The organism is Vreelandella aquamarina, assembly GCF_900110265.1.
In the GTDB taxonomy this organism is placed as follows: Bacteria; Pseudomonadota; Gammaproteobacteria; order Pseudomonadales; family Halomonadaceae; genus Vreelandella; species Vreelandella aquamarina.
Map to the genome: position 1 here is coordinate 43,606 of NZ_FODB01000004.1, position 24,465 is coordinate 68,070.

At 58.8% G+C, this 24,465-nt stretch carries 21 protein-coding genes; 16 read left to right on the forward strand and 5 right to left on the reverse strand.

Annotated elements, in window-relative coordinates; genetic code table 11:
* Positions 1 to 94: 94 nt before the first annotated feature.
* Positions 95 to 2,902: a DUF349 domain-containing protein gene (locus tag BMY49_RS01910; RefSeq protein WP_089674630.1), complete on the reverse strand. Its 2,808-nt coding sequence runs from the start codon at positions 2,900 to 2,902 to the stop codon at positions 95 to 97.
* 181 nt (positions 2,903 to 3,083) lie between these two features.
* Here BMY49_RS01910 and minC point away from each other — a divergent pair, with 181 nt between their 5' ends.
* The 4 genes from minC to sbcB all read left to right on the forward strand — a co-directional run bounded on the left by minC (position 3,084) and on the right by sbcB (position 6,666).
* Positions 3,084 to 3,821 (forward strand): septum site-determining protein MinC, encoded by a 738-nt coding sequence (gene minC / locus BMY49_RS01915; protein WP_054640813.1) that lies wholly within the window; start codon positions 3,084 to 3,086, stop codon positions 3,819 to 3,821.
* A 156-nt stretch (positions 3,822 to 3,977) separates the two neighbouring features.
* A complete protein-coding gene (gene minD / locus BMY49_RS01920) occupies positions 3,978 to 4,796 on the forward strand; it encodes a septum site-determining protein MinD (RefSeq protein WP_062359492.1) in 819 nt (272 codons plus the stop codon).
* Positions 4,793 to 5,044 (forward strand): cell division topological specificity factor MinE, encoded by a 252-nt coding sequence (gene minE, locus BMY49_RS01925; protein WP_016915987.1) that lies wholly within the window; start codon positions 4,793 to 4,795, stop codon positions 5,042 to 5,044. The genes minD and minE overlap by 4 nt, the downstream gene beginning before the upstream one ends.
* Before the next feature lie 128 nt (positions 5,045 to 5,172).
* Positions 5,173 to 6,666, forward strand: coding sequence for an exodeoxyribonuclease I (gene sbcB / locus BMY49_RS01930; RefSeq protein WP_089674631.1), 1,494 nt, complete (start codon positions 5,173 to 5,175; stop codon positions 6,664 to 6,666).
* 13 nt (positions 6,667 to 6,679) lie between these two features.
* Here sbcB and BMY49_RS01935 read toward each other — a convergent pair whose 3' ends face one another.
* The gene (locus BMY49_RS01935) at positions 6,680 to 9,520 is read right to left on the reverse strand and encodes an insulinase family protein (RefSeq protein WP_089674632.1); all 2,841 of its coding nucleotides are present in this window, start codon (positions 9,518 to 9,520) and stop codon (positions 6,680 to 6,682) included.
* Positions 9,520 to 10,206 (reverse strand): SOS response-associated peptidase, encoded by a 687-nt coding sequence (locus BMY49_RS01940; RefSeq protein ID WP_044629627.1) that lies wholly within the window; start codon positions 10,204 to 10,206, stop codon positions 9,520 to 9,522. Before BMY49_RS01940 ends, BMY49_RS01935 begins: the two co-directional genes overlap by 1 nt.
* A 188-nt stretch (positions 10,207 to 10,394) precedes the next feature.
* On the opposite strand from BMY49_RS01940, the gene BMY49_RS01945 reads away from it, so the two are divergent.
* Complete coding sequence (locus BMY49_RS01945; RefSeq protein WP_044629626.1) at positions 10,395 to 11,009, forward strand: TetR/AcrR family transcriptional regulator; 615 nt, start codon at positions 10,395 to 10,397, stop codon at positions 11,007 to 11,009.
* Positions 11,006 to 11,686, forward strand: a complete 681-nt coding sequence (locus BMY49_RS01950; RefSeq protein ID WP_089674635.1) for a 1-acyl-sn-glycerol-3-phosphate acyltransferase — start codon at positions 11,006 to 11,008, stop codon at positions 11,684 to 11,686. Before BMY49_RS01945 ends, BMY49_RS01950 begins: the two co-directional genes overlap by 4 nt.
* Here the strand turns inward: BMY49_RS01950 and BMY49_RS01955 are convergent.
* Positions 11,683 to 12,957, reverse strand: a complete 1,275-nt coding sequence (locus BMY49_RS01955) for an HlyC/CorC family transporter (protein WP_054644927.1) — start codon at positions 12,955 to 12,957, stop codon at positions 11,683 to 11,685. The two genes, BMY49_RS01950 and BMY49_RS01955, sit on opposite strands and share 4 nt — an antisense overlap.
* 102 nt (positions 12,958 to 13,059) lie before the next feature.
* Positions 13,060 to 13,857 carry a cytochrome C assembly family protein gene (locus BMY49_RS01960; RefSeq protein ID WP_062374909.1) on the reverse strand — a complete coding sequence of 266 codons (798 nt, stop codon included), beginning with the start codon at positions 13,855 to 13,857 and terminating at the stop codon, positions 13,060 to 13,062.
* 272 nt (positions 13,858 to 14,129) lie between these two features.
* Between BMY49_RS01960 and ffh the strand changes: the two genes are divergently transcribed.
* From ffh to BMY49_RS02010, 10 genes are all read left to right on the forward strand, one after another.
* Positions 14,130 to 15,542, forward strand: coding sequence for a signal recognition particle protein (ffh, locus tag BMY49_RS01965; RefSeq protein ID WP_089674637.1), 1,413 nt, complete (start codon positions 14,130 to 14,132; stop codon positions 15,540 to 15,542).
* A 294-nt stretch (positions 15,543 to 15,836) separates the two neighbouring features.
* The gene (gene rpsP / locus BMY49_RS01970) at positions 15,837 to 16,085 is read left to right on the forward strand and encodes a 30S ribosomal protein S16 (protein WP_009098555.1); all 249 of its coding nucleotides are present in this window, start codon (positions 15,837 to 15,839) and stop codon (positions 16,083 to 16,085) included.
* A gap of 58 nt (positions 16,086 to 16,143) precedes the next feature.
* Positions 16,144 to 16,689: a ribosome maturation factor RimM gene (gene rimM / locus BMY49_RS01975; protein ID WP_074211069.1), complete on the forward strand. Its 546-nt coding sequence runs from the start codon at positions 16,144 to 16,146 to the stop codon at positions 16,687 to 16,689.
* A 77-nt stretch (positions 16,690 to 16,766) separates the two neighbouring features.
* Complete coding sequence (trmD, locus tag BMY49_RS01980; protein WP_074211638.1) at positions 16,767 to 17,543, forward strand: tRNA (guanosine(37)-N1)-methyltransferase TrmD; 777 nt, start codon at positions 16,767 to 16,769, stop codon at positions 17,541 to 17,543.
* Between the two features lie 152 nt (positions 17,544 to 17,695).
* Positions 17,696 to 18,052: a 50S ribosomal protein L19 gene (gene rplS / locus BMY49_RS01985; protein ID WP_054640811.1), complete on the forward strand. Its 357-nt coding sequence runs from the start codon at positions 17,696 to 17,698 to the stop codon at positions 18,050 to 18,052.
* Positions 18,053 to 18,157: 105 nt separating this feature from the next.
* Positions 18,158 to 19,039 (forward strand): site-specific tyrosine recombinase XerD, encoded by an 882-nt coding sequence (xerD, locus tag BMY49_RS01990; protein WP_089674639.1) that lies wholly within the window; start codon positions 18,158 to 18,160, stop codon positions 19,037 to 19,039.
* A complete protein-coding gene (locus tag BMY49_RS01995; RefSeq protein WP_044629619.1) occupies positions 19,014 to 19,805 on the forward strand; it encodes a DsbC family protein in 792 nt (263 codons plus the stop codon). Before xerD ends, BMY49_RS01995 begins: the two co-directional genes overlap by 26 nt.
* 85 nt (positions 19,806 to 19,890) lie before the next feature.
* On the forward strand, positions 19,891 to 21,207 hold the full coding sequence (locus tag BMY49_RS02000) for a homoserine dehydrogenase (RefSeq protein WP_089674642.1): 1,317 nt from the start codon (positions 19,891 to 19,893) through the stop codon (positions 21,205 to 21,207).
* Positions 21,208 to 21,210: 3 nt separating this feature from the next.
* Positions 21,211 to 22,599 (forward strand): threonine synthase, encoded by a 1,389-nt coding sequence (thrC, locus tag BMY49_RS02005; RefSeq protein WP_089674643.1) that lies wholly within the window; start codon positions 21,211 to 21,213, stop codon positions 22,597 to 22,599.
* 6 nt (positions 22,600 to 22,605) lie between these two features.
* Positions 22,606 to 24,402, forward strand: a complete 1,797-nt coding sequence (locus BMY49_RS02010; RefSeq protein ID WP_089674645.1) for a single-stranded-DNA-specific exonuclease RecJ — start codon at positions 22,606 to 22,608, stop codon at positions 24,400 to 24,402.
* Positions 24,403 to 24,465 lie beyond the last annotated feature (63 nt).

Here is a 24,465-nt window from a genome sequence, read left to right on the forward strand (position 1 = left end):
AAGCACCGGCGATCTTTTCACAAGAAAGAAAGCGAAAAACGGGGGGCGATGCGCCTCCCGTTTGCTTTGTGTGCTAGCGCTATGTGTAAGCGAGTTATGGCTGGGGCGGGCGGGCCAAACGGCTCAGTAGGTTATCCAGCTCATTGACTTCTTGCAGCCATAAGTTGTGGGGCATTGGCCCTAGCGCCAACAGCGCCACCAGTACCTCGTCCAGCTCATCCGCTTTACTGCGCTCAGTATGAATGCCGCTGTTTAAGCGCTCAACTTGAATGGCGAGTCGCAGTGGTTCATCACGCTGTTTGACGCTGCCTAAGGCGAGCAATGAAAGATGGACTCTTAGGCGTGCCAACTGCTCTTCTAACGCACTCTGTTGCTCACTTGAAAGTGGCAGTGGGGTAGAGAGGCGAGCGTGATTGCGCTGCTGGTGTGCTTCGCTGAGGGCCTCTGTTAGCTCAATGGATATCTCGCTGGTAGCCTCCACGGCCTGTGTGCCCTCACCATTGAGCGCTTGCTGGTCAGCATGTAAGTGCGCATTCACTAGCGGTAGTAAGGCATGCCACTGCTGCACCTTGCCAACAATTTCTAGGCGGCTTAAACGCTCTCGTTTGGCTCGCACAATGCCGCTGAGGCGGCGCTGCATCCCTTCGCTACGGCGATTGCGGGGCATCGGCTCTAGCTGGCTGATACTGGCAAGGTAGGTGTCTAGCCGCTCCGATTCATCTGCCTGGGTAGGTTGCCAGCCATCCATTTCATCAATAATGGCCTGCAGTTGGTCAAGCGTTTGCTGCTGGCGGTTGGCTTGTTCGTGTTTATGCGCGTCGCGCTGAGCAAACAGCTGGTCGCAGGCGCTGCGGAAGGTCTTCCATAGTGCTTGCTCCTCCCCTTTGGGCGCGCGGCCTAACGAGCGCCATTGCTGCTGTAGCTGCTTGGTGCGCGTAATGCGCGTTGCCAGTGGCTGTTCACTATCGTTTTGCAGTGCTTGCACTTGCTCAATCAGCTCACGCTTTTGTGCGGCGATCTGCTCAGCACGCTGGTCAATGAGCGCCTGCAGGCGGTGACGGATTGCCCCAAAACGGCGGCCAATGGCCTCGGAGTGCTCCCGTGGCACGGGGGAGTAATGGCGCCATTGGTGGCGCGCTTTATCACGAATCTCCCGCAGCATATCGGGGTCGGCATCTTCAGCGGGTTGAGCAAGCAGCGTTTCCAGCTGCTCGCACAGCGCTTCGCGGCCGTGCAGGTTGGCCTCTCGTTCCTGGTCAAGCTGTGCACGCCATGGCGCTAGGCGCTCATGGATCCGGTCAGAGGCCGCTCGAAAGCGGGCTGACTGCTCACGGTTCGCTGCCGCATCACCAAGCGCTTTCCACTCTTTCACCAGTTGGCGGTGGTGCCGGTCAAGCGCAGACTCCGCCATATGCGGATCGTCTGCCAATGCCTCAATGCTGGCGCAGAGCTGCTCACGTTTAGGGCCTGCTACAAAGCCGCGCCAGTCGCGCAGTTCGGCAAGCCGCGCACCCAGGTGCTTTAAGCGGCTTTTTAGCGGTTTGGCATCGCCGCTTGTCAGCGCTTCAATGGCGGGCTTTAAACGCTGATGTAAACGGCTGGCACTTTTAAATGCTCCACGCTCTAACAGGTGTTCAAAGTTATCCAGCTCAGCGCTAAGCGCATTAAGGGAGAGGTCTGGCTGCTGGGGCGGAGCATGTTGTGTGGCAAGCTGCTTTTGCGCCTGAGCGAGCAACGATGGGGCCGTCAGCGTCGCTGGCCAGCGGCACTGGGCGACGTGCTCTGCTAGCCCGTCGTGATCGCTGTTGGCCAAGGCTTGCTCTACTGCAAGGCTCACTGTTTGCCAACGCTGCCAGGCTTCCATGCTCTGCTCATACTGCTTGAGCGCTTGGCTGTAGCGCTGCTGGGTGGCCTCATTCGGCGGGTGAAGGTCCGAGAGCGACTGCCAGCGCTGGCCCAAGAGCTGGCGCTGAGCGCGTAGGCTGTCAATGTCCTGAGCGGTCAGCTCGTTGGCGTGGGTGAGCCCCTCTAGCGTCTCTTCTAGCCCTTCTAGCAGCTGATCGCGGGTGTTTTCTGCTTCAGCGCGGCGGGCAAGGCTTTGCTGGTGGGCCTGCTCTTGAGTTTCATGGTCGTGGAGCGTTTTGCGGCAGCTCAGCACCGCTTGATGAAAGCGCTGCTCCTGGCTAACGCTGGGCGGATGACTGAGGTGTTGCCACTCTCTTTCTAAATGGCGGAAGCGGCCACCGTAAAGCGGTTCCCAGGGGGCGCGGGCATGCTGCTCTAACTGGGTGAGCAGGTGCTCCCGTTGGGCCTGCTGTTCTGCAAGCCATTCAGCATCGTTACGCAGCTGGGTGAGTTTCTCTTTAGCGAAGCGAACCACCTGGCGGTCACGGCGCGCCTCTTTCAGCAGCCTCTTTAGGTTCTCTTCGTCGTTGACCCGCTCTGCTGCTTGATGACGTACCGCCGCGACGCTGTTATGGCACGCCTGCTGCACCCAGTCTTCTTCACTCGTCAGCTGCTTTAGTGCGGTGAGACGTAGCCCCAGGTTATCGCCCTGCATGGCAATCGTATTCAGCAGACGTTGATCGGTCAGGCTCTCCACGTGAGCTTGGCGTTGCTGCAAGTCTACATGGCCCTCAGCCCCGGTGAGCCGCTGGCAAACGGCGTTGAACCATGCTTCGTCCTGGCTGTGCTGCTCATAGGCGACAAGCAGGCCATTGAGATCGTCAAGCGCGAGCAGCGCCGCTAACTGAATAGTGCTGTCGCTATCGTTGGCGAGAGTGTGTAGGGCCTCCCGCTGCTCTGTTTGCTGAGGGTCAAGCTGATGGAGTGCCTTGCGGCGCACCTCGGGATCGGGGTGTTGCCACCGAGGAGCGAACAGGCGTCGTAACAGTCCGTGCATGGATCATCCTGCTAAGAGGTGCGTAACGTGAAAAAAATAAGACATCGATGAGCAGGCGGTTGCAGTCCTCGTCGCTGTCGCTTAGCTTTGTCGTAGCGCTGTGGGTTTTCCAGCGATTCACAACGCAAAGCGCGAGATTGCGCTACCCTTATCTTACCTGAACATGACATGGAGTTCGGCCATGAGCCTCAACGCCAACAGCGCCGACGTAGCCTTTACCTTCAAGGGCGGCATGCTGCCGATGACCGTCATGGAGTTAACGAGCGCTGACCCGGAGCGTATCCGGCGGCAGCTTGCTGGCAAACTGTCGCAATCTCCCGCTTTCTTTCAGCATACACCCGTTGTGCTTAGCGTGGAAAAACTCGATGAGCCCCACCTTGCGTTAGAGCGGATTTGCGCCGTATGCCGCGACCACAAGCTGTTACCCGTGGCCGTACGTGGTGGTGCTGAGCCGATTCGCCAATCGGCATGGGCGCTGGGGCTTGGCTGGTTCGCGCCAGTTGAAGAGGGGCGCGCACGAGCGTTGGAAACTGTCGCTCCGTTGAACGAGCCAGAAGATGATGACATTAAACCCGCTACTGCCGTTTCCGTAACCACTCGGCTTTACCGGGGGACAGTGCGTTCCGGCCAGCAGGTCAGCGCTGCAGGTAGTGACCTGATTGTAATCGGTGCGGTTAATGCCGGTGCTGAAGTGCTCGCCGCTGGCAGTATTCATGTTTATGGTGCCCTGCGCGGGCGCGCGCTGGCGGGTATTCATGGCAATACCCAGGCGGGCATTTACTGCCGCGAACTGGAAGCAGAGCTTTTATCTGTAGCGGGTAACTATAAGCGGCTGGAAGATATCGACTCGCAGCTTTTAGGGCGCGCTGCAGAAGTCCATTTCATAAAAGAGCAGCTGGAAATTAAGCCGTTGGGGTAAGCCGCTTGGCTGAGAGGCGGTTAATGCTTCATGCCTAGCGACGCCACGGCCGCTATCCGTTACAGTGTGCTGTTTTGATGACATTGATGTTCCCGTTATGCGCGTAGCGCAACGTAATCGTGCTCGCAATGAACGACTTCAAGAAGGAAGTGACTCTTGGCCAAAATTATTGTTGTGACCTCAGGTAAAGGGGGGGTCGGTAAAACCACTAGCGCCGCAGCGATTTCGACGGGGCTTGCGCTACGTGGCAAAAAGACGGTCGTCATTGATTTCGACGTAGGCCTGCGCAACCTAGATTTGATTATGGGCTGCGAACGCCGGGTGGTGTACGACCTCGTCAACGTGATTCAAGGAGAGGCCGGGCTAAACCAGGCGCTGATCCGTGATAAGCGTGTCGAAAATCTGTTTATTCTCCCCGCCTCGCAAACCCGGGATAAAGACGCCTTAACCCAAGAGGGCGTCGAGAAAGTTCTTGAACAGCTTAAAGGTGATTTTGACTATATTTTATGCGATTCGCCCGCGGGGATTGAGCGTGGCGCGCAGCTGGCTATGTACTACGCCGACGAGGCGATTGTCGTGACTAACCCGGAAGTCTCTTCCGTGCGTGACTCTGATCGTATTCTGGGGCTGCTAGGCTCGAAAACCCAGCGTGCTGAGCAGAGCTTAGATCCGGTGAAAGAGCACCTGCTGATTACCCGCTATAACCCAGCCCGCGTGACGTCAGGCGATATGCTGACCCTGGACGATATCCGTGAGATTCTCGCAATTGATCTGCTCGGCCTGATCCCCGAATCAGAAGCGGTGTTGCGTGCGTCTAACCAGGGTGTTCCGGTCACTCACGATGCTTCAAGTGACGCGGGCCAAGCCTACACTGATACCGTTTCGCGCCTGCTAGGTGAGGAGATGCCGCTGCGCTTCCATGAAATGCAGCGTAAAAGTCTACTGAGCAGGATGTTTGGGGGTAGTCGTCGATGAAACTGTTGGAGTTCTTGAAGCGTGAGCGCAAGAAATCCGCCTCGGTGGCCAAAGAACGATTACAAATCATCGTGGCGCATCAGCGTAGCCAACGTGGTCAGCCTGACTACATGCCGCTGCTTGAGCGCGAACTGCTCGAAGTGATCCGTCGTTATGTGCATGTGGATGACGACGCCATTCAAATTTCGCTGGATAGCGAAGATAACTGTTCGGTGCTTGAGCTTAACGTCACGCTGCCTAAAAGCTAAACGTTAAGGAGCGCTTAGAGGGGCGGCGGGAAGCGTCGCGGGTGTGCTAGGCTTGGGCTTTTGTTCCCATCCAGCGAATGATGCCTCGGCGCATGGGTGGGCTGTCACGCTCAAGGGAGTTTGCATCCATGGCGCCACCGAATGCCGCCCCTGCCAGTTTTCTCTGGCACGATTATGAGACCTTTGGTGCCGATCCGCGTCGCGATCGGCCCGCTCAGTTTGCTGCATTACGCACCGATGCCGACCTCAACGAAATCGGCGACCCTATCGAGCTGTACTGTAAGCCCGCCGATGATTATTTGCCGCACCCCGCCGCTTGCCTGATTACCGGCATCACGCCTCAAAAAGCGCAGCGTCGTGGGCTTCCCGAAGCCGAGTTCGCCCGTCAGGTGCAGAGCGCCATGAGCGAGCCCGGCACCTGCGTGGCAGGCTACAACAGCCTGCGTTTTGATGATGAAGTCTCCCGCCATCTGTTTTATCGCAACCTGCTTGATCCCTATGCCCGCGAGTGGCAAAACGGCAACTCCCGATGGGATTTAATCGACGTGGTGCGGGCGTTCTATGCGCTGCGCCCAGAGGGTATTGAGTGGCCGCTGCGGGAAGATGGCGCTCCCAGCTTTAAACTGGAGCACCTCACCGCTGCGAATGGCATTGCCCATGAGGGCGCCCACGACGCGGTGGCAGATGTGCGCGCCACCATCGCGCTGGCGCGGCTGTTGAAAGCGCGTAACCCTAAACTGTTCGATTACCTGCTTGGCCTGCGCGGCAAGCGCGCGGTGGCCAAGCAGCTGGACCTGCCCAGTGCCAAGCCGCTGCTGCATATTTCCCGCCGCTATCCTGCCAGCCGAGGCTGTAGCGCGCTGGTGATGCCGCTGGCGGAGCACCCCACGAACCCCAACGGGGTGATCGTTTACGATTTAAGCGTCGACCCCGGCGATTTACTGTCGCTCAGCGCCGAGCAGATTCGTGAACGGGTATTTGTCAGCCAGCAGGATCTTTCTGAAGGGGAAGCGCGCATTCCGCTCAAAGTCATTCATATCAACCGCTGCCCGGTAATCTTTCCAGCCAAGGTGTTGAAAGATGTTGAGGGCGAGCAGAAAGGTGAGTACGGCGCGATTGTCGCGCGTCTAGGCATCGATATTGCCGCCTGCCGAGGGCACTGGAAAACCCTACGTGAGGCTAGCGGTGTAGCGCAGAAGGTGGCCGAGGTGTTCAGTGGCGGCTACGAAGAGTCGCCTCAAGACCCTGACTTAATGCTCTACTCCGGCAGTTTTTTCTCTGCCGCTGACCGTCAGCAGATGGAGCGAGTGCTGGCCATGGACCCCTGGGACTTAGTGGGGCAGCGCTTCGCCTTTCAAGACCCACGCCTGGAAGAGATGCTGTTTCGCTTTCGCGCCCGCAGCTACCCCGACACCTTAGAGGGCGAGGAGCGCGAGCAGTGGGAGGCGTTTCGCTGGATGCGCATGAACGATCCCGCGCTATCGGGTTTTACGCTTAAAGCATTTGCCCGGGAAATCGAGCGTTATAATCAGCAAGCGCTAACAGACCGAGAGCGCCAGATACTCGAAGAGTTGGTGATGTTTGTTGAGGCCATGATGCCAGCCCAGGCATTTGATGCCTGAGCTGGCGGTGGGGTTAGCGCGCGTCGAACGGCGTGCGCGCTTCACGGTAGGTCGCGATGTCGCTGGGCGAGTCGCCGGGATTGAAGCGAATATCCAGCTGGCGTGATAGAAGTTCTGGCCATAGCGATTGGAGCTCCTCAACGCTTACGTCCAAAGCAAGGGCTGCTAACTGCTCGCGGCGGTCAAAGCGCACCTCATCGAGCGCGGTGGCCTGCCAATAGCGGTTGGTCATGCTTGGCAGGCTAGTGTCCCGTTGGTTCAGGCGGTCGTGAACCGCTTGACGGTGGGCAGCCAGTTCGCCATTGCTTAGTGTGTTAAGACGCGCTTCTGCGGCTTCCATAAAAGCATCCATGCGCTCGGCAATGGTGCTGCTATCCACATCCGGCGACTGTACGATCAGACTAATGCCCGGGGCTTCCAGCATCGGTGAATAGCCCGCATTGACGATATAACCTAGTTGCTCTTCAGTGCGTAACTGCTGGTAGAACGGCGTGTCTAGCCACTGGGCTAGCACGCTCAAGCGCGCCTGCTCCTCAACGCTGGTATCGCGCCCCTGCAGATAGCGTAGCACCAGCGACTCTTCGCGAGTGCTGTGAGGATGCAGTATTTCCGACTCACTACTGACTTCTAGCGGTGTCAGCGGAGGAATGTCGTCGCGTGTCAAACGTGGCGTAAGCGCACCGCGAATCAGGTTAGCCTGTTCCTGCGCCTGCTCGGCGTTCAGGTTGCCCACCGCCATGGCGTCGATGTACAAATCATCCAAGAAGCGCCGACGGAAATTCTCCAAATGGCGCTTCTCTAGCCGCTGGCTCGCTTCCAGTAGTTCAGCAGTGGACCACTGCGGCGTCAGTAGTGCTTCACCTAGTGCGCGGCTTGCCTGGCCGGTGAGCGATGCTTGAGGGGCGTTACGCCACTCCCGCTGTAGCTGATAGCGCACCCGCTCAAACGCACCGGTAGAGATATCCGCCTGCTGAAGCTGTTCAAGGGCTTGCTCGATCAGCGGAGTTTGGCCATCGCGCCAGCCGGAAAACGACAGCGTCATACCGCGCGCGTGGGCGTAAGCACTAAATGACTGCCCAGCGATCCAAGCGGGGTAGAGCGACTCATTAAGGCTGTCGTTCAGCCAGCCTGCCAGCAAGCGCGTGAGTACCGCTTCTTCCGCCGAGTAGCTGGCGCTGGGGTGCTGCAAGCTCACCCGCCACTCGACGCTGGGCGTATTAAAACGGCTGTCCTGCATGTGCCAAGCGGTAAACGTAGGCGTCTCAATCAAGGCAGTAGGCTGCTCATCCTGGCCCCCCTGAAGGGTGAGGTCGCTGGCAATAAAGGGGTTAGGTTCTGGCAAGGCTAAGCCGCTCAGCGCCTGACCGATGGCGGTCGGCGGCTGCTCTTTCCACTGGGTGTTAAACCACGGCGATATGGTGTCGCTTTCGACATCCGGGGCAGAGTAAAAACGTAGCATGTTGTCCTGAGTCAGCGCGTCCAAGTAACGCTGCTGGCGCTCACTGTCCATGCCGTCCATCCGGTACGCGGCGTACTGCACGTCCTCGACCGGGTAGCGGGAGAGGCTCATGGCTAGGCGGGTGGCCTCTTGCTGAGGAGCGCCGTGCTGCTGAAAGCGAAACGCCTGCTCGCTCAGGCTTTTTTGCTCGTCATAGCGCCATTCGGCCAGCCCGTCGGCGCGAATCTGCTCGATCGCGGCAAACAGCGTGGCTTCGATGTCGTCAAGGCGTTCGGCACCTGCGGGCGTCAGGCTAATGGAGACGGTAAATAGTGCTTCATTGCCATCACCGCGGCCCACACCCGCTGAGAGCCCGTCGGCCAAGCCTGCCTCGCGCAGCACGGCCAGTAGGCTGCCGTCGCCCTCATCGCCCAGTAAATGCGCGATGAGCTGAGTTGGCTTGGTGCGATACTCGTCGGTAGGGTCGGGAATCGGGAAATAGAAACGCAGTTGGCGACGATCCTGCAGCGATTGTCGCTCTACGTAGCGCGGCAGCGTGTCGGGGTCGATCAGCGGTGCATCAATGGTGGGGGCGCTCAAATCATGATCGGGAATATCGGCAAACCGCTCCACCACTAGGGCTTCCAGCTCGTCCAGCGGTTGGGGGGCTACCACCGCCAAGTTCATCACGTTGGCATCGTAGTAGCGGTGGTAGAAGTCGATCACTCGCTCGCGCAGCGTTGCCTCGCCTTCTGGGTCGGCTAGCGTGTCTCGGCTGCCCACCGCAAACCCTGTAGTGGGATTGTCAGGGTTGAGTAACTGGTTTAGCACATCGTTCTCGCGGCGTGATTCATCGCGAATACGCGCCATGTACTCGGAGTGAACGATATTGCGCTCGCTCTCCAAGTGGTCAGCATTAAACAGCGGAGAGAGGAAAAACTCGCTAAAGCGGTCTAGTGCGCCGGGCAGTGCTGAAGGCTCAATATCGAAAAAGTAGTTGGTGTCCTGCTGGGCCGTGAAGGCGTTATGAGAGCCTGCGTTGTCGGAAATATATTGCTGGTAGGCATCCGATTGCGGGTAGGGTTCGGTGCCCAAGAACAGCATATGTTCCAAAAAGTGCGCCAGCCCCTGCAGGTCGTCTGGGTCCTGGGCGCTGCCGACCCGCACGTTCATGGAGGCGGCGGCTTTATCAGCCTCCGGGTCGCTCACTAATAGCGCCTGCAGGCCGTTTTCGAGCGTTAAAACGCGGTAGTCGCGGTCATCAAACGGGCTCACCTTGGGGATGGTCACATCTGCCACCGGGCTCTCTTCCGCCCATGCGCTGGGGGCGGCTATCCAGAGCAGGCTGATGGTCAGGCCGAGAACGGCACGCCGCGCCTTGAGGCGGGGCGGAATAGCGTAAGTAGGTCGTAACATTACGGCTCCTGTGACACGGTCCAGCGCAGCATCGGCCCTGTGGGGTGTGCGCAAGAGGGTGACTGGTAGGCAGGGTTATTAACATGCTTTGATACCGGAAAAGCGCCCAACAGTTCCAGCGGTGCCGGTATCAATAGTGGTGTTAGCGACGATAAATCAGTGCTGGGGTCTAACCATTGTGTCAGCGCTTCCGGTGGAATGATCACCGGTAGACGGTCGGTGAGCGACGATAAGCAAGCGTTGGCGGGCACACTGATCAGCGCCGTTGAGTCGGCAAACGTAGTTAACGTGGTGTGATAACGGCACCATAGCGCGCCTAGCAGCAGCGGCGCGCGATTCACCTGGGTGACCAGAAACGGCTGTTTGCTGCGGGCCTGGGGCTTCCAGACGTAAAAGCCGCTGACCGGAATTACGCAGCGCCGGGCGCTAAAGGCCTCGTGAAACATGGCCCGCTTGCTCAGTGTTTCCGCCCGCGCGCAGTGGGGGGCGTGGTCGAGCACTTTGAGCCACGGCGGCGTCAGCCCCCAAAACAGTGGCGTGTGTGTTAAGCGCCCCTGCTCAAGGCGGAAGGCCGACACAGGTTGACGCGGGGCTAGATTGGGCGACTCAATGAGTGGCTCGGTGCTCTTCAGGTCTGGCGCAAGGCGGGCGAGCGATAGGCGCTGTACGTGTAGGCGTCCCGTCATGCCGATCTCCTTAATGCGCGATGCCTGCGGCGCTGGTACAAAATGGCGAGGGGGAGTAGCAATACGTTAAATGTCGCGTTTTAGTGTCGAAAACAGTGTTCGATGTAAGGTATCCTATCGTATACCTTGCTCACGCTAAAGCGCGATGAGGCTTCTTCCCTGTTTGCCGTTGACCTGAAGAGATCGCCATGGCCCGTCCTAGACAGCATGCGCCCGATGCCCTCCATGCGCAGGTCATGCACGCTTGTGATGAGTGGTTGGCTAAGCAGCCAGTCCATGGTTTATCACTACGTGCCCTGGCCAGAGAGGTGGGCTGTGCGCCCAGTACGCTGCTAAAACTATACGGCAGCTTTAATAATTTATTGCAGCATGTCAACGTCGAAACCCTCGCGCGTTTGCAGCATACCATTACCAGCCTGGCCGAAGACGACCCCGAGCCGTGGTTGCGCGCCTTAGCGGATGCCTATTGGCGGTTTGCGGAGCAAGACTGCTACCGCTGGCAGCTGCTGTTTGACTACCCGCTCGCCCAGGAAGGGGAGTTGGGCCAGCGCCAGAGCGACCTGATTGAAGCCCTGTTTACCCAGGTGGAGACATCGTTAAAGCAGTATCAACCTGCGCTGGATGACCTGGAAGCACGCTGCCTTGGCCGTACCTTGTGGGGCAGCGTTCACGGCTTGGTGCAGCTTGGCTTGAACGAGCGGCTAGGCTACTGGCAAGGGCAGCAACTCAAAGTCGATGAACTATTGGATCAACTCATGAGCACCGTGCTGGCCGGGTTGCGACACCGGGAGGCGGTGACGTGACATGGGGAATCAAAACCACCCGCTGCTTGCTGCGCCGCGTGATCTACGTGGCCATGCGCGTTTGCTACCGGCTGTCGGTGCATGGCCAAGGGCACGTACCCAAACGGGGCGCTGCGTTGGTCGTCTGTAACCACGTTAGCTTTATGGACGCGTTGGTGCTGGGCGGTGGAAGCCCTAGGTCGCTACGGTTTGTGATGGATCAGCCCATCTTCGAATCCCGCTGGCTGAAGTGGTGGTTTCAACTGGTCGGAGCGATTCCGGTCGAATCGGAACGCCATAGCCCGGGAGCGCTGCGGCGCACCCTGGATGAAGTGAGCAAGGCGCTGCGTGAGGGCGATGTCGTGATGGTGTTTCCGGAAGGGCGCTTAACCCCAGATGGCGACATTCATACCTTTCGCCGTGGGCTCGAAACCATTCTCGCCCGAGACAACGTGCCAGTAATTCCGGCAGGCTTGGCGGGGCTCTGGGGGTCGTGGACCTCCCACTACGGCGGCAAAGCACTAAAGAAGTGGCCTTCGCGGTTTAGAGCGCCAGTGAGCCTGCACTTTGGTCCGCCCATTTTAGTGCATGAAGTCGAGGGTGTGGCGTTAAGGCGCTTCTTGGAGCAGCGGGTTAGGGCATTGAAGGCCGCGGGCGATAGCGAGATCGCCCGTTGCCAGTCGCGACAGCAGGATTAGCGGCGGGGCAAGCGCAGCTTTTGCCAGCAGCGCGCTGAGGTGATCAGGTTATCGCGAATTTCCAGAATCTCCATCCGCGTGTTGCCGATCTGCAGGCAGGCTGGGCCTTCTGGGAAAGCTTCTAAGTGCTCAAGAATTAACCCGTTTAACGTCTTTGGGCCGTCGGTCGGCAGTTGCCACCCCAGCATCTTATTGATCTCACGAATGTTAGCCGTGCCTTCAATGACATGGCTACCATCATCCTGCTGGTGAATCTCGTCATCTTCGGAAACGTCGGTGGTGAACTCGCCGACGATCTCTTCGAGAATATCCTCAAGTGTCACCAGCCCCTCTACATCGCCGTACTCATCCACCACGATGCCGATCCGCCGCTTCTGCTTTTGAAAATTCAGCAGCTGGGTATGCAGCGGTGTGGATTCGGGAATGAAGTAGGGCTCGCGTGCCTCTTGAACAATCGCCGCTTTAGTGACTTCGCTGCGGGATAAAAAGCGCGCCGCGTTGCGCAGGTGCAGCATGCCAATAATGTTGTTGATATCGCCCTTATAGACCGGCAGGCGTGTGTGCTGGCTGGTGCGGATCTGGGTCAGAATATCTTCCAGCGAGTCGTCCAGGTCGATGCCCAATACTTCATGGCGGGGCACCATGATGTCGTTCACCGTCACGTTCTCAAGATCCAGAATCGACAGCAGCATGGCGCGGTGGCGATAGGGAATCAGCGTACCCGCTTCATGTACCACGGTGCGCAGCTCATCACGGGTCAGGCTATCGCCGCCGTTATCCACGCTTTTCACGCCAATCAGCCTTAGCAGACCGTTCGACATCACATTGACCAGCCATACCAAGGGGTAGAGTAGCTTTAGCAGCGGCTCCAGGGCGTAGGAGGTGGGGTAAGCAATGCGCTCAGGCTTGATGGCCGCGTAGGTTTTGGGTGTAACTTCCGCGAAAATCAGAATAGTGATGGTGAGCAACGCGGTGGAAATAGCCGGGCCGGACACATCGCCAAAAAAGTGGATGGCAATAATCGTGGCAATGGAGGCTGCCAAGTTATTGACGAAGTTATTGCCAATCAGAATAACGCCAATGAGTCGATCAGGGCGGGTGAGCAAGCGCATCACGCGCTTGGCGCTACGGTCGCCGCTGTTGGCTTGGTGGCTAAGTCGATAGCGGTTGATCGACATCATGCCCGTTTCAGAACTAGAGAAGAAGGCAGACAGCAGGATGAGTAAGGCTAGCAGGCCGAACAGTAACCCCAGAGGGAAGTCGTCGCTCAAGTCGAAAGTTCCTTTATGGCGTATTAAGCTCGATTTTTAGAAGCATGGCAGTGGCGTGTCAAGCGCGCGTTTACTAACGCGATCACCACTAAGCCCGCAGGCTTAGCGGTTAAGCAGAATTTCCAGCACGAATTTACTACCAAAGTAGGCCAGCAGCAGAAGGGCACAGCCACCGAGGGTCCAGCGCACGGCACGCATGCCGCGCCAGCCAAAACGGTAGCGGCCCACCAGTAGCGTGGTGAAAATGATCCAGGCGCCCAGTGAGAGAACAGTTTTATGAACCAAGTGCTGAGCAAACAGGTTATCGAGGAAGATTAAGCCGCTGATAATTGAGAGTGTCAGCAGCACAATGCCTGCCCAGACCAGTTCAAACAGCACCCGCTCCATGGTGGTCAGCGGTGGCAGCGACTGAACGATTCCGCGAATATGGTGGTGACGCAGCGCCTGGTTTTGCAATCCCACCAGCACCGCTTGCACGGCGGCAATGGCGAGCACGGCAAACGCCAGAGCAGAGCTCACGGCATGCAGCAAAATACCCGGTGTTAAGCCGCTATGGCTGCCCTGGCTAGGCAGCCAAGTGGCCACAATCAGGGCAATGCCAGCAAGTGGAAACAGCGCGATGCCCGCATTAAGCACTGGCTTGAATAGGCTGGCCACCAGCACCACATTCACCGCCACCGCCATCAATAACGTGGCACTGGTGGTAAAGCCGGGCAGCAGCCCCGGTGATTCCCCCACCAACTGCACGACCACGGGAATATGCAACAGTAGGCCCAGCGCGCCTAGCAGACGTACCATGCCCTGGCGGGGAGGCACCCGGCGAAACAGCGTCATGCCCTGCCAAATGGCAGCGGCGACATAGAGTATAAAAGCGATCGTGGCGAACGGGAGCGCCTGCATGATGCTATCCATGCGCCTTGCAGCGCGTTGTTGAGAAGAATAGGGTCAGAACAGCGCCTGTATCCGAGTGGCAATACCTCCCAGTCAGGACGCCTCAATGTATTTTCCGGTCATCTAGATCGGCCCGCCTACTATAACCAATCAAGGCGGCGTCGCACAGCCATCGAGCGCCAACGCTGACGCCCATGGAGACTCAGGCCGCGAGCGCGTATAATCTCGGCCACATTCGTCCGGTGAATACGCCCGGCGACAGCGACGGAGGCAGAGGCCCCATGTTTCAGAATCTGAGCGAGCGTCTTTCCCAGACGCTGAAGTCGATCAAAGGCCAAGCACGGCTAACCGACGACAATATCAAAGATACCCTACGTGAAGTACGCAAAGCGCTGCTTGAGGCAGACGTAGCGCTACCGGTAGTTAAAGCCTTTATTGAGCGGGTGCGCGAGCGTGCGGTCGGCCAAGAGGTGTCGAAAAGCCTCTCGCCGGGCCAGCAGTTCGTCAAAATCGTCCAGCAAGAGCTGGAAGCGATTATGGGCGAGGCCAATGAAGGCCTTGGCCTAAAAGGCTCTCCCGCTGTCGTGCTGATGGCCGGTTTGCAGGGGGCGGGTAAAACCACCTCCGTCGCCAAGCTGGCCCGCTACCTGCGCGAGCGCGAAAAGAAAAAAGTGCTGGTGGTCTCGGCAGACGTCTACCGTCCGGCGGCCATCGACCAGCTTGAAACCCTGGCGAAAGAGGTTCAGGTCGACTTCTTTCCCTCCCGCTCTGATCAGAAGCCGGTCGACATCGCCAACGCGGCCATCAAGCACGCTAAAATTCAGTTCCACGACGTAGTGCTAGTCGATACTGCAGGCCGCCTTGCCATCGATGAAACGATGATGGCGGAAATTCAGGCACTGCATAAGGCGGTTTCTCCCCAAGAAACGCTGTTTGTTGTCGATGCCATGACTGGCCAGGATGCGGTAAATACCGCCAAGGCGTTCAATGAAGCGCTGCCCTTGACCGGTGTGATCCTGACCAAGGCTGATGGTGATGCAAGGGGTGGTGCTGCACTGTCTGTCCGTCATGTCACGGGTAAGCCGATCAAGTTTATGGGGGTTGGTGAAAAGGTCGATGCGCTAGAGCCTTTCCACCCCGACCGGGTCGCGTCTCGAATTCTTGGTATGGGCGACATGCTGTCGCTGATCGAAGAAGCCGAGCGCACGGTGGATAAAGACAAGGCCGCCAAGCTTGCCAGTAAGGTGAAGAAGGGCGATGGCTTTGATCTTGAGGACTTCCGTGACCAGCTTCAGCAGCTCAAGAAAATGGGCGGCATGGGCGGCCTGCTCGGCAAACTGCCGGGCATGGGCCAAATGGCCGAACTGGCGCAAGGCCCCGGCCCTGAGAAGGAGCTAGGCAAGCTAGAAGCGCTGATCAACTCCATGACGCCCAAAGAGCGCCGCAAGCCCGACATCATTAACGGTTCGCGCAAACGCCGCATAGCAGCGGGGGCGGGCCTGCAGGTGCCTGACTTGAACCGCCTGCTAAAGCAGCACAAGCAGATGCAGAAGATGATGAAGAAAGCGGGCAAGAAAGGTGGCATGCAGAAAATGATGCGCGGTATGTCGGGCATGATGGGTGGCGGCGGCGGCCCGGGTGGCCCCGGTGGTATGGGCGGCATGGGTGGTCCTGGCGGCTTACCCTGGCGCTAAATGGTACCTGTCGTCGCGTTCTGATGCGCTTGGTAAGGTTGACGACCTGTGAGTTTTCTGGCTGTCAGGCTTTCCAAGCCGAGCGCATTTGCGTAGAATGCGGCCTCTTCATGCGTGGGTGTTGGCAAAATGTGCGTTAGCACGGCCCCAATACTTGCCAATGAAGGTCCTGATGGTGTGTCGCCTTGGCTTATATAAGCAGGTGGTGCGCCAAGAAAACAGTATGACGAGTGTTCTGATAGCGGTTTGCGCTATGCCCCACTCTCGTAACCTCAACCGAAGGATAGTTATCGTATGGTTACCATTCGTTTGGCACGTGGTGGCGCCAAAAAGCGTCCCTTTTATCACCTGACTGTTACCGATTCTCGCAACGCCCGTGATGGCCGTTTCATCGAGCGTATCGGCTTCTTCAATCCGGTTGCCCGTGGTCAAGAAGAGCGTCTGCGTGTTGATCTGGATCGCGTTACTCACTGGCAGAGCCAAGGCGCCCAGCTGTCTGGTCGTGTTGCTGAGCTGGTTAAAGAAGCGCGCAAGCAGGCCTAAGCCTGTTGCCCGTCGCAAGTCATAGCAATAGATGCTGTTGTAGCTGGAGTGGTCGTCAATGACGCGTTTTAACACTAGCCATACTGACGACACACATGTGGTGCTTGGTAAGCTAACTAGCCCTCACGGGATTAAAGGTTGGCTGAAGGTGTACTCCTATACCAACCCCATGGACAGCATTCTAGAGTACCCTGAGTGGTGGGTGCGCCAAGGGGAAACCCTCACGCGTATGACCGTGGTTCAGGGGAGTCGGCAAGGTAAAGGGTTGGTGGTGCAGTTAAAAGGTGTGGATGACCGAACGGCAGCCGAAGCGCTGGCGCAAGCGGATATCCTGATGCCGAAAGAGTCACTGCCCGAGCTTTCCGACGATGAGTATTACTGGCATGAGCTTGAGGGCCTTACTGTCTTCACTCGGTCAGGCGAACGGTTAGGGCAGGTCAGCTACCTGTTCGAGACCGGCGCGAACGATGTCATGGTGGTACGCGGTGATAACGACGCAATCGACAAGCGCGAGCGGCTGTTACCCTTTTTGCCTGATGATGTGATCGTTGAGATCGACCTGGAAGATGGCCGTATGGTGGTCGACTGGGATCCTGAGTTCTGATGAGCCAAGACGCTTTGAACGAACGGTCAGCGGACGATCCAGCGGTGCTCGAAGAGGGCGCGACAGACGTACCGGCGATGTGGATTGGCGTGGTATCGCTGTTTCCCGACATGTTCGATGCGATAACCCAGCAAGGTGTGATCGGTCGAGCGGTAGAGAAGCAGCGCATTGCCCTTGAGTTCTGGAATCCGCGTGATTATGCCACCGACCGCCACCGCAGCGTGGACGATCGCCCCTATGGCGGCGGCCCCGGTATGCTAATGAAGGTAGACACCCTCCGGGCGGCTATCTTTGATGCTCGCCAACGTGCCGAGCAGGCAACCGGTCTCACGCCGACGGTGATCTACCTATCGCCCCAAGGGCGCCGGTTAGATCAGCAGGGCGTTCAAGTGCTCGCCTCGGCAGGCCCTCTTGTAGTGGTTGCCGGGCGCTATGAAGGCATTGATGAGCGCGTGGTGGAGAGTGACATCGATGAAGAGTGGTCGATTGGCGACTATGTGCTGAGCGGCGGCGAGTTGCCCGCGATGGTGCTGATCGACGCAGCGGCAAGGCTGGTACCCGGCGTGCTGGGCCACCAGGATTCCGCTATCGAAGACTCGTTTAATGACGGCTTGTTAGACTGCCCGCACTATACCCGTCCTGAAGTCATCGACGGGCGCCGAGTGCCTGAGGTGCTGCTAAGCGGAAATCATGCAGCCATCAAGCGCTGGCGGTTAAAGCAGTCGCTGGGGCGTACCTGGCAGCGTCGTCCTGATCTGTTAGCAGGGCGAACCCTTAACGCCGAGCAGCAAGTGCTGCTAGACGAGTTTATCGAGGAACACGCTCTGTCCGCTACGTTGGGTAAAGCGGAGTAGGCAGAGCGGCGGTGCAGGACGGATACGGTAGTAAGCTTACGTACCTGCGTCACCCATAACGACTCCCGCGTAGCTCGCTTCGAGCGCCGGGATCACGGTTTGCCCCTTCCACGACTGCGTGGCAAGCCATTACGTTATTTAGGAGTATGAAGATGAGCAGCAAGAACAAGGTGATCCAGGCGATCGAAGCCGAGCAAATGAGCAAAGAGATTCCTGCTTTTGCACCGGGCGACACCATCGTCGTTCAGGTTAAAGTAAAAGAAGGTACTCGTGAGCGTCTGCAGGCGTTTGAAGGTGTGGTCATCGGTAAGCGTAACCGCGGCCTGAACTCCGCTTTCACCGTACGCAAAATCTCCCACGGTGTTGGCGTTGAGCGTACCTTCCAGACCTACAGCCCGCTGGTTGACTCTATCGAAGTCAAGCGTCGTGGTGACGTTCGTCAAGCCAAACTGTACTACCTGCGTGAGCGCAGCGGTAAGTCGGCGCGTATCAAGGAAAAACTGGCTTAATCGCCACTTTTTTCACGGGCGCACGGCGCTCGGATACGGAAAACCCCGTCACCGCTTTGCGGGGCGGGGTTTTTGTTTGTCGCCTTGCAGGGAGACCGTTAGCCTATGAGCGTGATTGATGCTTATCTGGATGCTCTGTGGTTAGAGCAGGGAGCCAGCGACCATACGCTAGCGGCCTATCGGCGCGATTTAGCCGCTTGGCAGCAGCAGCTTGAACGCGATGATGAAACGCTGCTCACAGCCTCGCCAACGCGTTTTAGCACTTGGATGGAGCAGCGTCGCGAGCAAGGCTACCAACTGCGCAGCAACGCCAGAATGCTTTCGTCACTACGCAGTTTTTATCGCTGGGCACGGCTCTATGGACATATAGACAGCGACCCGCTGGCCAACGTGTCGCTCCCCAAAGTGCGCCCCAGCCTGCCCGATACGTTGGAAGAAGACGAGGTCGAGCGCCTGCTGCTGGCCCCGGATGTGGGCACGCCGCTGGGTGTGCGTGATCGCACCATGCTGGAGCTGCTCTACGCCTGTGGGCTGCGGGTGTCTGAGCTTGTTGGCCTGACCGGCGATGCAGTCAACTTGCGCCAGGGGGTGGTGCGCGTGCGCGGCAAAGGGGATAAAGACCGCCTAGTGCCCATGGGGGAGGAGGCCGCCGAGTGGCTAGCGCAGTACTTAAAAACGGCGCGGCCAGCGTTGATGCAGGACCCAACGCGCCCAGCGCTGTTCCCCGGGCGAGGCGATAACTCAATGACGCGGCAGACATTTTGGCACCGTATTAAAGCCCACGCCATCACGGCAGGAATATCGCGGCCGCTGTCGCCTCACACGTTGCGCCACGCATTCGCGACTCATTTATTGAATCATGGGGCTAATTTACGGGTCGTACAGCTGCTGTTAGGTCATAGCGACCTATCCACCACACAAATTTATACTCACGTTGCCCAGGCGCGCCTGGAGCAACTGCATGCTGACCACCATCCACGAGGTTAATCAAAGAATGCGCCAACGTATGCCCTCAGCTGCGAAATCCTGTGCCCCCTGGCTGGTGCTGGCGGGCAGTTTACTGCCTGCTTTTGCCTACGCCGATGATGTTGCCGAGCGCTTGGCTGAAAATTTACAGGTGAACGGCCAGCCGATGCCGGTAGAGCAGGTGAGCGCCACGCCGATGGAAGGGATCTATCATGTTCGTCTGGAGAGCGGTGAGTCGTTTTACTCCAATGCCGACGGTAGCCACTTTTTGGTAGGGGACCTCTACCAAAATGCGGATAATGGACTAGTGAATCTGACCGAGCAGTCCCGCAACCAAGAGCGAGCAGCGGCGCTGGCAGCGATTCCCGAGAGCGAGCGCGTCGTGTTTAGGGGCGTCGAGGAGCCCAAGGCCACGGTGGTGGTGTTTACCGACCCCACCTGCCCCTATTGCGAGCGCCTCCATGAGACCGTGCCCGAGCTCAACGAACGTGGGATTGCGGTACACTATCTCGCTTTTCCACGAGCTGGTATGGGCAGTGGCGCCGCTAACACCCTCCAGCAAGTCTGGTGCTCTGATAACCGCAGTGAAGCGATGAATCAGGCTAAAGAGGGCCAGACGATTGCCGCAGAAGCCAGCTGCGATAACCCGGTGGCAGATCAGTACGCCTTGGGGCAAGCGCTAGGGGTGCAAGGCACGCCAGCTATTATCCTGCCCGATGGGCAAATGGTGCCTGGATTTGTACCCCCCGAGCGGCTCGTTGCCATGTTAGGCTTGGAAGATGAATAACGTCACATAAGTGACGAACGGACACGCTGAGACACTGATTTAAGAAGCGGCACCCGCGGGTGCCCAACACGAAAGGGGAAGTATTTTGAAACCGGTAAGAGTAGGCATTTGTGGGTTAGGCACTGTGGGTGGCGGCACCTTCAACGTATTAACGCGCAACGCGGATGATATTAGCCGCCGCGCAGGCCGCCCGATTGTGATTGAGCAGGTTGCCCACCGCAGTATTCATCCCGACTGCGATATTACCGGCATTAACGCGACATCCGATGTCTTCGAGGTGGCGAACAACCCCAACGTAGATGTGCTGGTCGAGCTGATTGGCGGATACGATATTGCCCGCGAGCTGGTGCTCACCGCGATTGCCAACGGCAAGCACGTGGTCACCGCCAACAAGGCGCTGATCGCCGTTCACGGTAACGAGATTTTCCGTGCGGCCCATGAAAAGGGCGTGATCGTTGCCTTTGAAGCCGCCGTCGCGGGGGGGATTCCCGTCATCAAATCGCTGCGTGAAGGCCTGGGTGCTAACCGTATCGAGTGGGTCGCGGGCATTATCAACGGCACCGGTAACTTCATTCTGACTCACATGCGCGACGAAGGCCGTGCCTTTGAAGACGTATTGGCCGAGGCCCAGGCGCTTGGCTATGCCGAAGCCGACCCGACGTTCGATGTGGAAGGCATCGATGCCGCCCACAAGCTGACCATCCTGGCCTCGATTGCCTACGGCGTGCCGTTGCAGTTTGAAAAAGCTTTCACCGAAGGGATCTCCCGCATTACTGCCGAAGACGTGGAGCAGGCCGACAACCTCGGTTACGTCATCAAGCATCTGGGGATCTCCAAGCGTACCGATCAAGGCCTTGAGCTGCGTGTTCACCCCACGTTGATTCCCAAAGAGCGCCTGCTGGCCAATGTGCATGGTGTGAAAAACGCCATTGCGGTCATGGGCGACGCGGTTGGCCCCACGCTGTATTACGGCGCGGGTGCGGGTGCTGAGCCAACGGCGTCTGCCGTGGTGGCGGATCTGCTGGACGTGGCCCGCGACATCGCCACCGACCACCACTACCGGGTACCTTATCTGGCGTTTAGCGGCATCGACGAAGACGTGAGCCAGCTGCCGATTATGCCGATGGAAGAGATCACCACGGCTTACTACCTGCGCCTGCTGGCGGTAGACCGCCCCGGTGTGCTGGCCCGTGTAGCGACCATTCTGGCCGAGCAGGGCATCTCCATTGAAGCGCTGATTCAGAAAGAGGCCACCGAAGGCGAGCTGGTACCGATCATTCTGCTGACGCATCGCACCAAAGAGAAGCAGATGAACGAAGCGATCCGCGAGATCGAAGCCATGGCGGATATTGCAGGCCCCGTCATGCGTATTCGCGTAGAAAGCCTGGACGAAGGAGAGTAACCGATGCGCTATATCAGCACGCGTGGGCAAGCCCCCGCGCTCTCTTTCGAAGAGGTGGTGCTTACCGGTATGGCCAGCGACGGCGGCCTCTACGTCCCGGAAACGCTGCCTGAGTTCTCCAGAGAAGAGCTGGCCGACATGGCCGGGCTCTCCTACGCCGAGATCGCCTTTCGGGTGATGAAACCGTTCGTCAATGGTGAGATCGACGACGAGACCTTCCGCCGTTTGGTGACCGAGGCGTACGCCACGTTCAACCACGACGCAGTGGTGCCGTTAAAGCAGCTGGATGCCAGCCACTTCCTGTTAGAGCAGTTCCACGGCCCGACGCTGGCGTTTAAAGACGTGGCGCTGCAACTGTTGGGGCGACTGCTGGATCACTTCCTGAAAAAGCGTGGTGAACGCGCGGTGATCATGGGGGCCACGTCCGGGGATACCGGCTCGGCGGCCATCGAAGGCTGCCGCCACTGCGACAACCTGGATATCTTTATTCTGCACCCCCATAACCGCGTCTCCGAAGTGCAGCGTCGCCAGATGACCTCGGTGCTGGCGAATAACGTCTTCAACATCGCCATTGAGGGCAACTTCGATGATGCCCAGGCGATGGTCAAGGCCAGCTTTGCCAATCAAGGCTTCTTGAACGGCACGCGGCTTGTTGCGGTGAATTCGATCAACTGGGCGCGTATCATGGCCCAGATCGTCTACTACGTGGCCGCAGGCGTGGCGTTGGGCGCTCCCCAGCGGGAAGTAAGCTTCTGCGTGCCCTCGGCTAACTTCGGCAACGTCTTTGCGGGCTATATGGCTTACAAGATGGGCCTGCCGGTGAAGCAGTTCATCATTGCCACCAATGCTAACGATATTCTGCACCGCACGTTGGCGGCTAACGACTTCTCCAAGAAAGAGCTCGCAGCCACGCTGGCACCCTCTATGGATATCGTCGTGTCGTCCAATTTCGAGCGCCTGCTGTTCGATGCGTACGACCGTGATGGTGCCGCCGTGGCCGCACTGCTGGAGCGCTTCCAGCAAGCGCCCACCGCGCTTGCCGATGCGCCGCTGGCCAAGCTGCGCGAGAAGTTCGCCAGCTACAGCGTCGATGACGAGACAATCCTGGAAGTGATTCGAGAAGCGCATCATCGCACCGGGGAAATTCTTGATCCGCATACGGCTACCGGCTACCGAGCGGCCGAGCGGGCGCGTGTGGATACCTCCACGCCGATGATCACCCTGGCCACCGCCCACCCGGCGAAGTTCGCCGAGGCAGTGGTGAAAGCGGGCTTCCAGGGCGTACCGCTGCCGACCCACATGGACGACCTGCTGGAGCGCGAAGAGCGCTACACGGTGTTGCCCGCCGAATTGAGCGCGGTACAGCAGTTCGTCGCTGACAACCGTCGCTGAGGTGATATGACCCAAGTGTCACCCCTTTCTCAGCAGAGTAACCAGCCCCGCCTAGAGCCTCGTCCCCTGGACGAGGCTGTTTATTTGCGTGCGCAATCCGAAGGGCTGAGCGAGCTTCAGGCAAGGCTCCTGGCATCGCGGCTGCCCGGCTATACCGGGGAGCTTGCGCCGCTGGTGTCGCCCAGCCTGCGCTATCTCGTGCATCCTGAAAAACTCGCCGATGGTCGCCGAGCGGCGGAGCGGATTGCCCAGGCGGTCGCCGAGGGCGAGTCCATAGGCATTCTGACCGACTACGATGTGGACGGCATCACCTCTCACGTGGTCATTCGGCGTACGCTGGTCGAGCTATTTGGCGTGCCCGAGCACAAGCTACACAGCTTAATTGGTCACCGCATTCACGACGGCTACGGCATCAGCCTGCCGCTGGTGGAGCGAACGCTGAGCTTAAAACCGCTGCCGACGCTGGTGATTACCGCCGACTGCGGCAGTTCTGACGAGCCGCGCATTGCGCGGCTGAAAGCAGCCGGTATCGATGTGGTGGTCAGCGACCACCATGCGCTGCCCCTGGAAGGCCCGCCGCCCTCGGCGTATGCCTGCGTGAACCCGACTCGCAGCGACTGCGACTATCCGGATAAAACCATTGCAGGTTGCATGGTGGCGTGGCTGCTGATGTCGCTCGCCCGCGGCGTACTGGTGGAGTGGGGCGCATTGCCTGAGGCCACGCCGAAGCTCTCACCGTGGCTCTCCTACGTGGCGTTAGGCACCGTGGCGGATTGCGTCTCGCTGGGTGGAAGCCCCGCCAACCGTGCGGTGGTGAGCTACGGCTTAACGCTGATCAACCGTATGGATGCTGCCTGCTGGCGGGCCATGGCAGCGCGCTTAGGGGCCGACAGCGTGCCCTTCAACGCTGAAACCTTGGCGTTTCAGATGGGCCCCAGGATCAACGCCCGTTCGCGGCTAGATGACCCCTACGCGGCACTGCACTTTATGCTGGCAGAGAGCGACGGCGTCGCGAACCGTCAACTCGAAGTGCTGGACCAAGATAATCAGTCCCGCAAGGCGATTGAGGCAGATATGGCTGAGGAGGCGCGGGCGCTCGCCGTTCCCGCCTTGGAGGCCAACGAGCCTGCCGTCGTGGTGCTGCTGGAAGATGGCCACCCCGGCGTGCAGGGCATCGTCGCTTCAAGGCTGGTGCAGGCCTACGGACGCCCAGCCGTGGTGCTTACGCGGGCGGCGGCACCCAATATGCTTACCGGCTCCGGCCGCTCTATTGACGGGCTGCATTTACGGGACGCACTACAGCGCACCTTTGAGCTTGCCCCAGAGGCGCTGCCGCGCTTTGGGGGCCACAGTGGCGCTGCAGGCGTGGGCGTGCCACGGGAGCAGCTCGACACCTTCAAAGCCGCGTTTTTGCAGGCGGTCGGTGAGCAGCTGGGCGATACACCGCTCTACCCGCGTCTGTGGACCGATGGCGAGCTCTCGACCGCCCAACTCTCGCTGGCGACGCTGGTGGAAATCGAGACGTTAGGCCCCTACGGGCGGGAGTTCGACCCGCCGTTATTTGAAGGGCGCTTTATTGTGGAAGCGCTGCGCCCGGTGGGTGCAGAAGGTTCGCACCTGATGATGGAGCTCTCCATGGGGGCCGTCACCAGCAAAGCGATTTGGTTTCGCGCGCTCACACCGGGGGAGTTGCCCTCGTTTAGCGTGGGCGATACGCTGCACTGCGCTTACAAGCTCAATCGCAACCGCTGGCGCGGTCGCGAGTCATTGCAGCTCATGGTGGAGCACGCTAGCCCCGTTTAACGCTCTCCGATATCCTCGCGTCCTTGGCCGCTTAAGCGGCCGCTCTAATAATCCTAAAAAGGA

Coding starts and splice junctions, on each gene's coding strand:
- BMY49_RS01910 (WP_089674630.1), bottom strand. CDS start 2,902: ATGCACGGACTGTTACGACGCCTGTTCGCTCCTCGGTGGCAACACCCC.
- minC (WP_054640813.1), top strand. CDS start 3,084: ATGAGCCTCAACGCCAACAGCGCCGACGTAGCCTTTACCTTCAAGGGC.
- minE (WP_016915987.1), top strand. CDS start 4,793: ATGAAACTGTTGGAGTTCTTGAAGCGTGAGCGCAAGAAATCCGCCTCG.
- sbcB (WP_089674631.1), top strand. CDS start 5,173: ATGGCGCCACCGAATGCCGCCCCTGCCAGTTTTCTCTGGCACGATTAT.
- BMY49_RS01935 (WP_089674632.1), bottom strand. CDS start 9,520: ATGTTACGACCTACTTACGCTATTCCGCCCCGCCTCAAGGCGCGGCGT.
- BMY49_RS01940 (WP_044629627.1), bottom strand. CDS start 10,206: ATGACGGGACGCCTACACGTACAGCGCCTATCGCTCGCCCGCCTTGCG.
- BMY49_RS01945 (WP_044629626.1), top strand. CDS start 10,395: ATGGCCCGTCCTAGACAGCATGCGCCCGATGCCCTCCATGCGCAGGTC.
- BMY49_RS01960 (WP_062374909.1), bottom strand. CDS start 13,857: ATGCAGGCGCTCCCGTTCGCCACGATCGCTTTTATACTCTATGTCGCC.
- ffh (WP_089674637.1), top strand. CDS start 14,130: ATGTTTCAGAATCTGAGCGAGCGTCTTTCCCAGACGCTGAAGTCGATC.
- rpsP (WP_009098555.1), top strand. CDS start 15,837: ATGGTTACCATTCGTTTGGCACGTGGTGGCGCCAAAAAGCGTCCCTTT.
- rimM (WP_074211069.1), top strand. CDS start 16,144: ATGACGCGTTTTAACACTAGCCATACTGACGACACACATGTGGTGCTT.
- trmD (WP_074211638.1), top strand. CDS start 16,767: ATGTGGATTGGCGTGGTATCGCTGTTTCCCGACATGTTCGATGCGATA.
- rplS (WP_054640811.1), top strand. CDS start 17,696: ATGAGCAGCAAGAACAAGGTGATCCAGGCGATCGAAGCCGAGCAAATG.
- xerD (WP_089674639.1), top strand. CDS start 18,158: ATGAGCGTGATTGATGCTTATCTGGATGCTCTGTGGTTAGAGCAGGGA.
- BMY49_RS01995 (WP_044629619.1), top strand. CDS start 19,014: ATGCTGACCACCATCCACGAGGTTAATCAAAGAATGCGCCAACGTATG.
- thrC (WP_089674643.1), top strand. CDS start 21,211: ATGCGCTATATCAGCACGCGTGGGCAAGCCCCCGCGCTCTCTTTCGAA.
- BMY49_RS02010 (WP_089674645.1), top strand. CDS start 22,606: ATGACCCAAGTGTCACCCCTTTCTCAGCAGAGTAACCAGCCCCGCCTA.